At 45.8% G+C, this 12,728-nt stretch carries 12 protein-coding genes and 1 pseudogene; 11 read left to right on the top strand and 2 right to left on the bottom strand.

Annotated features, from left to right (window positions below):
- The first annotated feature begins 495 nt into the window (after positions 1-495).
- Together JGK11_RS13660 and JGK11_RS13655 are read left to right on the top strand one after the other, a co-directional pair.
- A complete protein-coding gene (locus tag JGK11_RS13660) occupies positions 496-1,863 on the top strand; it encodes an NAD-dependent succinate-semialdehyde dehydrogenase (RefSeq protein ID WP_293181936.1) in 1,368 nt (455 codons plus the stop codon).
- Between the two features lie 205 nt (positions 1,864-2,068).
- A pseudogene (locus JGK11_RS13655) lies at positions 2,069-3,709 on the top strand (acetolactate synthase large subunit); the annotation flags it as partial.
- Positions 3,710-4,004: 295 nt separating this feature from the next.
- Here the strand turns inward: JGK11_RS13655 and JGK11_RS13650 are convergent.
- On the bottom strand, positions 4,005-4,397 hold the full coding sequence (locus JGK11_RS13650; protein WP_293191699.1) for an ACP S-malonyltransferase: 393 nt from the start codon (positions 4,395-4,397) through the stop codon (positions 4,005-4,007).
- Entirely contained in the window at positions 4,394-4,825 is a 432-nt protein-coding gene (locus JGK11_RS13645) for a DUF433 domain-containing protein (RefSeq protein WP_325315363.1), read from the bottom strand. Before JGK11_RS13645 ends, JGK11_RS13650 begins: the two co-directional genes overlap by 4 nt.
- 256 nt (positions 4,826-5,081) lie before the next feature.
- Between JGK11_RS13645 and rpmH the strand changes: the two genes are divergently transcribed.
- From rpmH to JGK11_RS13600, 9 genes are all read left to right on the top strand, one after another.
- Positions 5,082-5,219 (top strand): 50S ribosomal protein L34, encoded by a 138-nt coding sequence (gene rpmH, locus JGK11_RS13640; protein WP_006632320.1) that lies wholly within the window; start codon positions 5,082-5,084, stop codon positions 5,217-5,219.
- Between the two features lie 37 nt (positions 5,220-5,256).
- Positions 5,257-5,661: a ribonuclease P protein component gene (gene rnpA, locus JGK11_RS13635; RefSeq protein ID WP_293181943.1), complete on the top strand. Its 405-nt coding sequence runs from the start codon at positions 5,257-5,259 to the stop codon at positions 5,659-5,661.
- Positions 5,633-6,028, top strand: coding sequence for a PH domain-containing protein (locus tag JGK11_RS13630; protein WP_293147797.1), 396 nt, complete (start codon positions 5,633-5,635; stop codon positions 6,026-6,028). The genes rnpA and JGK11_RS13630 overlap by 29 nt, the downstream gene beginning before the upstream one ends.
- A 332-nt stretch (positions 6,029-6,360) precedes the next feature.
- Positions 6,361-7,509: a membrane protein insertase YidC gene (gene yidC, locus JGK11_RS13625; RefSeq protein ID WP_293181945.1), complete on the top strand. Its 1,149-nt coding sequence runs from the start codon at positions 6,361-6,363 to the stop codon at positions 7,507-7,509.
- Positions 7,510-7,517: 8 nt separating this feature from the next.
- Positions 7,518-7,991 (top strand): R3H domain-containing nucleic acid-binding protein, encoded by a 474-nt coding sequence (locus tag JGK11_RS13620; RefSeq protein WP_293181947.1) that lies wholly within the window; start codon positions 7,518-7,520, stop codon positions 7,989-7,991.
- Positions 7,992-8,242: 251 nt separating this feature from the next.
- Positions 8,243-8,761: a YceD family protein gene (locus tag JGK11_RS13615; protein WP_293181949.1), complete on the top strand. Its 519-nt coding sequence runs from the start codon at positions 8,243-8,245 to the stop codon at positions 8,759-8,761.
- Positions 8,762-9,100: 339 nt separating this feature from the next.
- A complete protein-coding gene (locus JGK11_RS13610) occupies positions 9,101-10,609 on the top strand; it encodes an AAA family ATPase (protein WP_293181951.1) in 1,509 nt (502 codons plus the stop codon).
- A gap of 381 nt (positions 10,610-10,990) precedes the next feature.
- Entirely contained in the window at positions 10,991-11,467 is a 477-nt protein-coding gene (locus JGK11_RS13605) for an SH3 domain-containing protein (protein WP_293181953.1), read from the top strand.
- 434 nt (positions 11,468-11,901) lie between these two features.
- Complete coding sequence (locus JGK11_RS13600; RefSeq protein ID WP_194010918.1) at positions 11,902-12,078, top strand: hypothetical protein; 177 nt, start codon at positions 11,902-11,904, stop codon at positions 12,076-12,078.
- The last annotated feature ends 650 nt before the right edge of the window (positions 12,079-12,728 follow it).

Raw genomic sequence — 12,728 nt, 5'->3', positions numbered from 1 at the left:
AGCGTGTAGTTACTCGTTATCAGGCTCTGCCTGGTAACGGAGATGCGGAGGCTCTGCCTCCATTGTCGATTCTCCCAGCCGAGGTAGAGCCTCTGAATATGGGTTAAGAGGCTCGGGTGCATCTGGCGCAAGGCAAATATATCCGTAGGGGCGAAGCATGACCGTAGTCAACATAAGATGATAACTAATAACTTATATGCGGTCATGCTTCTTCAGGCTTCAAAAACCAGATGCACCCAAGAGGCTCTGCCTGGGAAGCATTTGCCACTTCGATCGCCAACATAAACTTTAAAAACAAAATTTCTTAAGATTTGCAATTAATACTTTGCACTATAATTAAAAACAGAGAGATTTAAACAAATCCCGGCACTTGCAAATTAGCAATATCTAAAAGTATGGCTGGTAAATCCAAATTTTGTAATACATCAATACAACTCCCGAACTAGCTTCAAAACTATAAGGGAGTTTTGTATATTTTGAAACGGAGATAGAACAATGGGTATTTCTACTATCAACCCGGCAACGGGAGAAACGCTGAAAACTTTCGAGCCGATCGCAGATGAGGCCATAGAAGCTAAGCTGGCATTAGCACAGCAAGCTTTTAACAACTACCGCCACCAGCCGTTTGAGCAGCGAGCAATCTGGATGCAGACAACTGCGGATATCTTGGAGCGCGATCGCGAAATTTTCGCGGAAATGATGACGCTGGAAATGGGCAAAACGCTTAAATCGGCGATCGGCGAAGTAGAAAAATGCGCCTTAGTTTGCCGCTTTTACGCCAAAAATGCCGCTCAATTTATGGCAGACGTACCCGCAACCACCGACGCTAGCAGCAGCTTTGTCCGCTACCAGCCACTGGGCGCTATTTTAGCCGTCATGCCCTGGAATTTCCCATTTTGGCAAGTTTTTCGGTTTGCCGCGCCGGCGCTGATGGCGGGCAACGTCGGCTTGCTCAAACACGCTTCCAACGTGCCTCAGTGCGCTCTAAAAATTCAAGAGATTTTCGCCGAAGCAGGGTTTCCCGAAGGAGTTTTTCAAACTTTGCTAGTGGGCGCCGACAAAGTAGCTAAAATCGTTGCGGACGATCGCGTCAAAGCAGCAACTCTCACCGGTAGCGAACCAGCCGGCGAAAGTTTAGCAGCAAATGCGGGCAAAAATTTGAAAAAAGTAGTGTTGGAATTGGGAGGAAGCGACCCATTTATTGTGATGTCCAGCGCCGATTTACCAGCAGCTTTATCAACTGCTGTAACATCGCGGATGCTAAATAACGGCCAAACTTGCGTAGCTGCTAAACGCTTTATTTTAGTAGAAGAAATCGCCGATGAATTCATCAAAGGATTTGTCAAAAAATTCGAGGAATTGAAAGTAGGCGATCCGATGTTGCCAGAAACCGATATCGGCCCTTTAGCTACTCCGACAATTCTTAAAGAATTGGACAATCAAGTGCAAGCTTGCATTCAGTCAGGAGCAAAACTTTTGACAGGCGGCCGCGCACTGTCAGAGAAAGCCGGCAATTTCTACTTGCCAACTATTTTGACAGATATTCCCCTAGATGCTGCGGCGCGCCAACAAGAATTTTTCGGGCCCGTAGCCTTAGTATTTCGAGTTGCAGACATCGATGAGGCGATCGAACTAGCCAACAATACATCTTTTGGCTTAGCCGCGACAGCTTGGACTACAGTAAGCTCAGAAGGCGATCGATTTATTTCCGAACTAGAAGCAGGCGCCGTATTCATCAACGGCTTAGTAAAATCCGACCCCAGATTGCCCTTTGGCGGCATCAAACGCTCCGGTTACGGACGCGAATTGAGCATCCAAGGAATTCACGAATTTGTCAACATTAAAACAGTGTGGGTAAAATAAGTAAAGCTCGATCGGCTTCTTGCAAAAACCTCAATCCATCTGCGTTAATTCGCGTTGATCTGCGGTTAAAAATTCAACATTAGATTTTTGCAAGAAGTTGACTGAGGGCGGCTAAAAACTTTGTCAGCCTCAAAAGTTGTACAATAAATCCCAACCTTGTAAATTGTTTGAGAACAACAAATCCTGAGTAACCGAGGAAAAAACGGAAATGAACACAGCTCAACTCTTGGTCAAATGTTTAGAAAACGAAGGCGTAGAATACGTCTTCGGACTTCCCGGAGAAGAAAATTTAGAAGTTTTAGAAGCCCTAAGACACTCTTCAATTAAATTTATTACTACTCGCCACGAACAAGGCGCCGCTTTCATGGCAGACGTTTACGGCCGCCTTACCGGCAAAGCAGGCGTTTGCTTGTCCACCTTGGGCCCCGGCGCAACTAACTTAATTACAGGTGTTGCTGATGCGAATTTAGACGGCGCTCCTCTAGTAGCAATTACCGGACAAGTCGGCACGGATAGAATGCACATAGAATCGCACCAATATTTGGACTTGGTGGCTATGTTTGCTCCGGTTACTAAGTGGAATGCTCAAATTGTCCGCCCCAGTACGACATCAGAAATTGTCCGCAAAGCCTTTAAAGTAGCTCAGAGTGAAAAACCGGGAGCAGTTCACATTGACTTGCCCGAAAACATCGCAGCAATGCCTGTCGAAGGAGAGCCGCTCACTAAAGATAACCGCGAAAAAACTTTTGGTGCTTACCAAAGTCTGAATAAAGCTGCTGTGGCAATTTCCAAGGCGAAAAGTCCTTTGCTTTTAGTAGGAAATGGCACGATTCGGGCTAATGCTAGCGATGCTTTGACAGAATTTGCGACTCGATTAAATATTCCCGTCGCTAATACTTTTATGGGCAAAGGCGTAATTCCTTACACTCATCCTTTGGCACTTTGGACGACGGGATTGCAAAAACGGGATTACATTAGCTGTGCTTTTGAAGAAACGGATTTAGTGATTGCTGTTGGCTACGATTTAATTGAATATTCCCCGAAAAAGTGGAATCCTGACGGCAAAATTCCGATTATTCACGTAGGAGCTCTGCCAGCAGAAGTTGATAGCAGTTATATTCCTGTTGTAGAAGTTGTGGGGGATATTTCGGATTCGCTCAATGAAATTTTGCAGCGTGCCGATCGCATGGAGAAGACTGATCCTTTTGCTAAGCAATTGCGGGCAGATATTCGCGCTGGGTACGAACAATATGCTAAGGATGATGGTTTCCCGATCAAGCCACAAAAACTGATTTACGATTTGCGGCAAGTGCTGGGCCCGGAAGATATTCTCATATCTGATGTGGGGGCTCACAAAATGTGGATCGCGCGGCACTATCATTGCGATCGCCCGAATACCTGTTTAATATCCAACGGATTTGCTGCGATGGGGATTGCGATTCCGGGGGCGGTGGCTGCAAAACTCGTTTATCCCGATCGCAAAGTAGTAGCAGCCACCGGCGACGGCGGTTTTATGATGAACTCTCAAGAGTTAGAAACTGCGTTGCGCGTCGGTACTAATTTTGTCACTCTCATCTTTAATGACGGCGGCTACGGGTTAATTGAATGGAAGCAGGAAGATCACTTTGGTCATTCAGATTTCGTCAAATTTGGCAATCCTGATTTTGTAAAATATGCCGAAAGTATGGGTTTAAAAGGCTATCGCGTGGAATCCGCCACCGATTTTATTCCTATTCTGAAGGAAGCGCTGGCTCAAGATGTTCCCTGCGTGATTGACTGCCCGGTAGACTATCGGGAAAATGCTCGTTTCAGTCAATTATCTGACGATATGAGTTGCAATATCTAAGTTAGGAAACTGGCTTTTTTGCGATCGCCTAAATCAACATAGTTCGCTTACCTGAAATCCGCTATATTTCGGGTAAGGGACACTCTTCGATTCAACAACAGATTGGTACACCAATACTCCGGACAGTTCTTGGAACGATACTACAAGCTTTACAGGCTAAGGATCATGAAAAAGTCGAATTAAATGCAAGTCAGGGGTGGACATGACTTTGATTTAATTATCCACAGTGGCTCAAAGTCATAGAGGATAAGTCATTGGGCCATAGAAAAACTGTCCGAAGTATTGATATATTTGTTTACGGAATAAATAACCTACCTGCTCCCATATAGTCTTGGATATCGATCGCTATTTCTACAAGCTTTTCAACACAACGCTCTCGATAATCATATTCGTTAACCCGATCCGGATCGCCAATCGTGATAATGGGAAATGAAGTTGGCTCATTTTCTTCCCGCATCACCTGTTCCAGAGAATCTTCACCCTTTGCATTACGGTTTGCTGTCAATAAAAGCATCTGATTAGATTGAGCCAATCGCCAAACAACTCGATCGTCGCTATTAGACGCTAAGCCAATATCTTGAAATGTCACTAACCGAATGGGAGCAATATCTAACCACCCTCCTGCCACCAGACTTCCAGAAAGCAAGAGAGCTTGCCGATTCAAATTGTAGTCAGCCAGAATCATCATTGCTTTGTTGCTTCCCGCTGCACTTTGCGTTGCTGAAGTTTGACTCGCGCAGCTTCATATTCAGAGCGAGGGGGAGTTGCAGCTATGCGAGCAAAGCGTTCGCGGTTGCGTTCTTCCCAATACTGGCGAGTTTCTTCGGCTGATTTCAAAACTTCTTGATACTCAGCTTCTACATCTGTCTGGTGCGCCTCAATGTAGGAAATGGCAGCGCCCAACTGCTCATCCGTAAGGTTAAATACATCGCGAATGAATTTAGGGGGATAGTGGGCTTTGAGATGATCTATTACATCATAAAGAGTTATGCGTGTTCCCGCGATCGTAAGCCCCCTTTCTGTGCGGACAATAGTCACTTTTTCATTAGGATTCGGATTAGGATTTAATACTGTGGCATCCATCTGTTTTTTCCGGTTGGTTATAATATTTGGCATTTTAACCCATTGTTTTTCAAACATCAAATTCTTTTGGCAATGCTTTCAAGAGATGTCAGCCGTTCATAAACCACATTTTTTAAATAAGTCGGGATTATAGCCTTGACCAATCATTCAAGGCTGCGATCGCAACTTAACTCAACTCTCAATACATATCAACTCGGAAAAATATTATTGCCAAGAAAACCACTCTATGGTATACTAGAAGATTGTGAATATTAATCAAAAGTAAAGTAACAAGACGGGAGAAATCGAAATGACACAGCAAACCCTGCACGGAACCAGCCGCAAAAGAAAAAGAACATCCGGTTTTCGCGCCAGAATGCGTACCGCAACTGGTCGATTGGTAATCAAAGCACGCCGCAGCAAAGGTCGTCACCGCCTCGCAGTCTAGCACGGCCCAAGAATGAGCCCGATCGCACGCAGCCACCATGTTGCCCCTGACAAACCGACTCAAGCACCGAAAAGACTTCAGCGCCGTTTACCGCAAGGGAATCCGCCGCAACTCCGCTCATTTCAGCTTAAGAGCTCTACGCAAACCCAAAAGCGTCGAGATTGGCAAACCCACAGCCGATAAATCCTTGCAACCGAGTCGCACAGGCATTTCTATCAGCTTGAAAGTCAGCAAGCGCGCTGTAGTCCGCAACCGGATCAAGCGCCAGATTCGCGCCGCTTTGCGACAGCTATTGCCCCGATTAAAATTCGGATGGGATTTAGTAATTGTGGTGCGTCCGATCGCACAAGAGTGCAATTATGCAGAAATTCTGCAAGAATTAGAGCAGTTGTTGGTAGAAGCCGAGGTACTAGATGGGAATTCGAGAGGAAGTATATTATGAAGGCGGCCCCGCGCTGGGAGACTTGATTATCAACTTACTCCTGGGGCTGACTGTCGTGGGAATCCCCCTCGCAGTAGGAGCAATTGTTCGGGCTCTGTGGCTGCGCTACCGGATCACCAACCGCCGAGTGTCCGTAACTAGCGGTTGGATGGGGGGCGATCGCATCGACGTTATCTACTCAGATATAGTCAAAATTGTCACAGTACCTCGGGGTTTCGGGACTTACGGAGACATGGTGCTGACCATGAAAAATGGCAGCCGCTTGGAACTGCGATCGATTCCGAAATTTCGAGCAGTCTATGACTACATTAACGAAAAACTGCCCGCAGCAGCTCAAAAAGCCAACGCAGCAGCAAAAGCTAAATAACCGAAAGGCTTTTACCCTGATTTGAAGGCGAAATCTGTCGATTTTCCATTTTTCGATTTGAGATTTACTCCACAGATGAATCTGCCAGGTTGAACTCTTAGTCTAAAATTTGGGGATATTTATGACGATTGTCGGGCGTTTGCGTGCGTTTTTTGGGTGAAGTCAGCGCGAGTATTGGCTTTAGTCATTACAAAAATCTGGTAGCGGGCGGTCGATCGACAGGCAATGTCCTAAGATAGAGACAAAAGCCTAAAAGTTGAGACGGCCCGCATTCAGCGGGTAAAAATAGTTCTCAACAGTAAACTAAGAGCACCTAAATTAACTCAAAGCGAATGGATTTTGGTATCTCGTTTCTCTCCAACAACCTAATGCTGCCGATCCTAGATTTTTTCTACGGGATCGTGCCAAGCTACGGTTTAGCGATCGTAGCTCTGACGCTCGTGATTCGCTTTGCTCTCTATCCTCTAAATGCAGGCTCTCTTCGCAATATGCGGCGCATGAAAGTAGCGCAGCCGTTGATGAAAGAGCGAGTAGATCAAATTCAAAAACTGTATAAAGAAAATCCTGCCAAACAGCAGGAGGAAATGAGCAAAGTATACAAAGAATTTGGCAATCCTCTAGCAGGATGCTTCCCGTTGGTGCTGCAAATGCCGGTGCTGTTTGCACTGTTTGCAACGCTGAGGGGTTCGCCTTTTTCTGACGTAAATTACAGCGTCAACGTCCAAGTTTTGCCGAAAGAACAAATCGAAACTGTTCAACCGCAAGCCTTTGCTACGCCACCACAAAATATTTACGTGACGGGTACATTTCACGCTCCAGTTGTGGGCGTGATTCCAGCAGGTGACAAACTCGGAGTCGGCGATACAACCAAGGTTGAATTTAAGACCCCAGACGGTAAACCTCTCCAAGCTCTAGCGGCAGAAAATAAGAGCGAAATTGACTTTGTTCCCAGTTGGAAAGTCATCAAAGGCGAAGAATTCGTCAAGGTAGACGAACAGGGCAACATCGTGGCTTTAGCGACCGGTGAAGCCACAGTTCAAGGCACAATCCCCGGATTGGCTACCAACAAAGGATTCCTGTTTATCGAAGCTCTAGGCCGCGTGGGCGCGATCGACCCAGACGGCACAATCCACTGGGATATTTTGGTGATGATCCTCGGCTTCGGTATCAGTTTGTATATCAACCAAACTCTTTCGGGACAAGCACAAGGGCCAAACGACAATCCCCAACAGGCTACAGTCAACAAACTGACGCCAGTGATATTTTCGGGGATGTTTTTGTTCTTCCCGCTGCCCGCCGGCGTGTTGATGTATATGCTGATTGCTAACATCTTCCAAACAGTTCAATCGTTTATTTTGTCTAGAGAACCGCTGCCCGAAAATCTCCAAAAAATCGTGGACGAAGCAGAAGCGAAAACAAAAAAAGAACAGGGATTAGATGCACTTCCCTTTGAGCCGGGCCGTTCTAAGAAAAAGGCTTGATTGTTAAAATGAAAGAATCAGAAATGCAGCGCGGACAGCAATGGTTAGAAGAATTGCTAAAACTGTCCGCAATTCCCTCAACAGTGGTAAGCCAACAGCAAGATGATTGCTATTGGATGACAATAGATGAAAGCAATCTGACACCCGAACAAGTTGCTATCTTAATCGGCCCAGACGGTAATGTACTAGATGCGATTCAGTACCTCTGCAACACAGTTGCGAACATCGCTCACGAATCAGATGAACCCATTGCTTATACAGTCGAACTGAACGGCTATCGCATCCGGCGACAAGCAGAATTGCGATCGATGGCAGAGTACGCAGCAGATCAAGCGCGATCGACTGGAGGGGAAGTTGAACTCAAATCGCTGTCTTCGGCAGAACGCCGTCAAGTACACAGTTTTTTGAGCGAATGTGAGGATATAGAAACTTACAGTCAAGGCCAAGATGCCGATCGGCGTTTGGTAGTGCGACTGCGCTGACGGTAACAAGGAAAAAAGAAAAAAGGAAAAAGGAAAAAGCCAAAAAAGAGCTATTCCTTTTGACTTTTAACTTTTTACCCGCCCAAAAACAAGTACAAGCCCCGATGCCAAAAGTAGATATCCGAAAATTTTAGAATCGTGTTTAAGCTCCCAGATTCATCTGTGAAATAAATCTAAAATCTAAAATCTAAAATCTAAAATCGACTGGCTTGTGACTTGAGACGAGGATAATAAAACGGCGAAAGATGATTATGGAGACAATTTATATCCCTCACCTACTCGCAAAAACCGAGCGGAAAGAGGTCATTGATTTTGAAGAAATTATCCCCGATTTAGCAACTCTGACTCCCGTGCGGGGGCGACTGCAAGTTACTCACAAAGGTAATTTTCTTGATGTGAAGGCGAAAGCTGAAACAATTGTGACTCTTAGCTGTCATAGATGCCTAAAACAATACAATCACCGTTTAAAAATCCAATCATCGGAAATAATTTGGCTCGAAGAAAAAGTGAGCGATCCTGATGCAAGTTCAGGAGAATTTGAAGTGGATTTAGAAGATTTAGTGGAAAATTTATCTCCCACAGGCTATTTCTCTCCGAGTGATTGGGTGTACCAACAAATGTGCTTGGAACTGCCGCACAAACAGCTATGCGATGTTGAATGTCCGGGAATAGATTTAAATGAGGATGATGCAGAAGAGACAGAAAGTTCAGAAACAGTCTCTGACAGTCGCTGGGCGTCTCTGGCGGCACTTAAACGGCAATTGCCTTAGTCAAGAGTCAGCAGTCCAGAGTCATTAGTCATTAGTCATTAGTCATTAGTCATTAGTCATTAGTCAGCAGTCAATAGTCAATAGCTAAGGGAGCATTTCAGTTTTGCTTTTACTGTCCGCGATCGGGACATTTGCTAGATGTATATAAGCTTTGCTGCGATCTTGAAGAATTCGCACTCTAACAAAAACTCTTTTTACTCTCGGAAAGAAATGCTTTCGTAGCTAACCACGAATAAGTGTGGAATAACGACGAAAAAAAACACCCGCTAACAACTAATGACTAATAACTAATAACTAATGACTAATAACTAATAACTAATAACTAATGACTAATAACTAATGACTATTTTTAGCGACGAGTTTGAACTGCTGCTACGATCGCGCTACCCCCTAATCTACATTCCCACACGGGAAGAAGAGCGCGTCGAAGTCGCGATCGCCCAATGCGCCAAAAAACAGGGTTCTCGCGCCGTCTACATCTGGGATTTTGTAGATGGCTATCAAGGCAATCCCAACGATGCGGGTTTTGGCAAGCGCAACCCGCTACAAGCTTTAGAGTTTCTGGAAAAATTGCCGGCATCCGCACCAGCAATCTTTATTTTGCGAGACTTTCAGCGCTTTTTAGAAGATGTCTCGATTTCTCGGAAGTTGCGAAATTTGGCGAGACTCCTCAAATCTGTACCCAAAAATATAGTCATCGTATCTCCGATAACTTCGATCCCGGAAGACCTCAGCGAAGTCATCACTGTTTTGGAGTTTCCTCTGCCTGCGGCTGCGGAAATCAAAATTGAGGTAGAAAGACTGTTAAGTGCTACCGGACAAAGCATAGAAGGGCGTTTCCTGGATGAAATGGTGCGCTCCTGTCAAGGATTGTCGATCGAACGAATCCGCCGAGTTTTGGCAAAGGCGATCGCCACCAGAGGCGAACTGCATCCCGACGATGCCGAACTGATTTTAGAAGAAAAACGCCAAACCATCCGCCAAACTCAAATTCTCGATTTTTACCCAGCCCGCGAAAACATCTCCGATATCGGCGGTTTGGACAATCTCAAAGAATGGCTGCTGCGGCGCGGTGGTGCTTTTTCCGATCGCGCCCGCCAATACGGTTTGCCGCATCCCAGAGGCTTGTTATTAGTCGGAATTCAAGGCACCGGCAAATCCTTAACTGCAAAGGCGATCGCTCACCACTGGCATTTGCCCTTGCTGCGGTTGGATGTCGGGCGCTTGTTTGCCGGATTAGTCGGGGAATCGGAATCGCGCACCAGACAAATGATTCAGCTAGCGGAAGCTTTGGCGCCCTGCGTGCTGTGGATTGACGAGATTGACAAAGCTTTTTCGGGATTGGATGGTAAAGGCGATTCGGGGACAACCAGCCGCGTGTTCGGAACTTTTATTACTTGGTTGGGCGAAAAAACTTCACCGGTGTTTGTCGTCGCCACGGCGAACAACATCCAGTCTTTACCGCCGGAAATGCTGAGAAAAGGCAGGTTTGACGAAATATTTTTTGTAGGTTTGCCAAGTCAGGAGGAACGGCGGGCGATTTTTGAGGTACATTTGTTGCGGTTGCGATCGCACAGCATCAAAAACTACGATCTAGAGCGCTTGGCTTACGAAACTCCAGATTTTTCAGGAGCCGAAATCGAGCAAACTTTGATTGAAGCAATGCACATTGGGTTTAGCCAAAATCGAGACTTTACCACAGATGATATTTTAGAATCAGCTAGTCAGATGGTGCCGTTAGCCCGAACAGCGAGCGAGCAAATCCAATTTTTGCAAGATTGGGCGGCGGCGGGTAAAGCTCGCCTTGCTTCGAGATACGGCAGTTTGAGCCGCCGGATTCAAGGATAGTCGATCGAAAACATTGTGCAGAAAGCATTCGGGAGCATCTTAGTTTTGCATTTATAGTGCTGTCGAGAACTCGCGTGGGTTTATAAGCACGCGAGCGGGGACGCTCGCACTACAATAAAAAATGCTTCTTGTAAAACTGAGATGCTCCCAAGCATTCGGCCTTCGCCCGAAGCTGAAATTTCCCTCCCAGCGTCTATCCCATCGAACCCAAATTTCCCCATTCGCTCTTCCTTGTTCCTTCGGTCAACTGTCAACTGTCAACCCTTCTCTTTCGCAAGCTGTCAACTGTCAACTGTCAACTGTCAACTGTCAACTGTCAACTGTCAACTGTCAACTGTCAACTGTCAACTGTCAACTGTCAACTGTCAACTCTTCCGCCCTATGAACAGTATATATAGCGTTTTCAAGTTTTTAGTGGGTTTTCTGCTAGCGATCGTGCTGATGGCAGGCGCTAGCGTGGCGGCTGCACTTTACTTTGCCGCTAAGCTAACTACTGTGCCCGACAGACCTGTTTTTCCCAACGACAAAACAGCAGCTCAGATTGCCGGTGCTGGGGCGAAGTCAACAGCCAAGGCCAGCCCAGTGTCTACGTCTAGCGATGCTGCGTCTGGCGATGCTGCGTCTGAGAAACCCCTGGAACCGGGAGCTTACCGAGCTCTGGTAACTCAGCCGATCGGCTTAATTCTTCGGGATAGTGGCAATCGAGACTCGAACCGGATTGGCGGTGTAGGTTACAAGGAAAAAGTTGTGGTTTTGGAAGATTCGCCGGACAAAGAGTGGCAGCGAATTCGAGTTGAGGATGGCAATCGCGAAGGTTGGGTGAAGGGTGGCAATACTGAAAAAGTTGAAGGCGAATAGCACCAAGGCTGGTGTCTACAAATTATCTGCGTTGGACTGTGTTGCTCTGCGGTTGCCCGATCGCAGATCGTATGCAATAAGTCTAAGGTTAATCTCCGCTTAAACCAACTCTACATATCACATTCTTTTTGAAAAGTCAAGTTAAATTTATTTACGCTAAAGAATTGGTTTAAAGCCCGCCCGCCCGATCGGCAAAAATTAAAAGCAGACTATTCATTACTCGAATCCTCTTCCTTCCAGGTAGAGGTGGCCCTCAACAGTCAACAGTCAACAGTCAACAGTCAACAGTCAACTGAGAGTTATGTTAAGAAACTTAGCAAAATTTTAAGCTTAGTTGCAAATCGTAGGCTTTTGTCACCGCAGTAGAGGCAAGAATGGTAGCTTAGATAACAAGATCTAAGTTTTCAGCTTGACAGCTATCAACCATAAAAAATATGTACGACAAACGTCCAGATCGAGATTTGGCGACTGCTGCTGTAACTGCGGCTTTAGGAGCTGGAGTGGTCACTTCTTTTGCAGTCAGCAGAGGGCAAAACCCTCTGGTAGCGTTAGCAATTACTGTTTTTGCAGCCGGAGTTGCTTTGATTTGCGATCGGTTCGGTCTAATTTAACTTAATGTCCCATTTTTACCGGAAATGTGGGTCTAAAGCCCCATCGTAGAAGGACGGCTTTAATTCTCTAAATTTGTCTTGAAAGTTTCCGCTAATTGCTCTCATAACAAGCTATACTAAAACCTAGTATAGGTAGAATACCCGCTAGAACAAATGGATAACCAATTCCAAAACGATTGCCTAGGAAATAACAATACTTAGTGGATGGCGAAAACCACGATAAACATAGCCGAGATAGCCAACGCGCGCTCACTACCAGAAAAATTAAAAACTTGTTAATAAAAGTGTACCGTAGGGCATAGGTCAACAAAGAGAGAAATCTCTTAAAGCTTGGGGAGGTAAGCCCTCTGGGGTTGTCTAAGTTAGGCTCGAAACTTAGTTCTATTGAACGGGTTTTTGGTTTAAGTAATGCCGAAAGGATAGGCAATTTAAAGGTGTATCGGTGAACCAAGAATCCCCGCGCATTCATGCCGGGGAGTGTCAAAAATTAGTTAACCAATAAAATCCTCATTCTGTTTGCAACTAGCAAGGGTGGGGATTTTTAGTCGATCTTGATACTCCCCAGCCCGCTCCGGGACGGGGATTCTTGAAGAGTCCAAATGCGAACTTTCAAAGGCGAAATCAAAGCGCCTCTACTGACTCCTTCAAGA

Source organism: Microcoleus sp. PH2017_34_RAT_O_A, assembly GCF_020737885.1.
Taxonomy (GTDB): Bacteria; Cyanobacteriota; Cyanobacteriia; order Cyanobacteriales; family Microcoleaceae; genus Microcoleus.
This window is presented reverse-complemented; position numbering and strand designations above follow the sequence as displayed.

Coding starts and splice junctions, on each gene's coding strand:
- JGK11_RS13650 (WP_293191699.1), bottom strand. CDS start 4,397: ATGATGATTCTGGCTGACTACAATTTGAATCGGCAAGCTCTCTTGCTT.
- JGK11_RS13605 (WP_293181953.1), top strand. CDS start 10,991: ATGAACAGTATATATAGCGTTTTCAAGTTTTTAGTGGGTTTTCTGCTA.
- JGK11_RS13610 (WP_293181951.1), top strand. CDS start 9,101: ATGACTATTTTTAGCGACGAGTTTGAACTGCTGCTACGATCGCGCTAC.
- JGK11_RS13620 (WP_293181947.1), top strand. CDS start 7,518: ATGAAAGAATCAGAAATGCAGCGCGGACAGCAATGGTTAGAAGAATTG.
- JGK11_RS13645 (WP_325315363.1), bottom strand. CDS start 4,825: ATGCCAAATATTATAACCAACCGGAAAAAACAGATGGATGCCACAGTA.
- JGK11_RS13630 (WP_293147797.1), top strand. CDS start 5,633: ATGGGAATTCGAGAGGAAGTATATTATGAAGGCGGCCCCGCGCTGGGA.
- rnpA (WP_293181943.1), top strand. CDS start 5,257: ATGTTGCCCCTGACAAACCGACTCAAGCACCGAAAAGACTTCAGCGCC.
- JGK11_RS13600 (WP_194010918.1), top strand. CDS start 11,902: ATGTACGACAAACGTCCAGATCGAGATTTGGCGACTGCTGCTGTAACT.
- JGK11_RS13615 (WP_293181949.1), top strand. CDS start 8,243: ATGGAGACAATTTATATCCCTCACCTACTCGCAAAAACCGAGCGGAAA.
- yidC (WP_293181945.1), top strand. CDS start 6,361: ATGGATTTTGGTATCTCGTTTCTCTCCAACAACCTAATGCTGCCGATC.
- rpmH (WP_006632320.1), top strand. CDS start 5,082: ATGACACAGCAAACCCTGCACGGAACCAGCCGCAAAAGAAAAAGAACA.
- JGK11_RS13660 (WP_293181936.1), top strand. CDS start 496: ATGGGTATTTCTACTATCAACCCGGCAACGGGAGAAACGCTGAAAACT.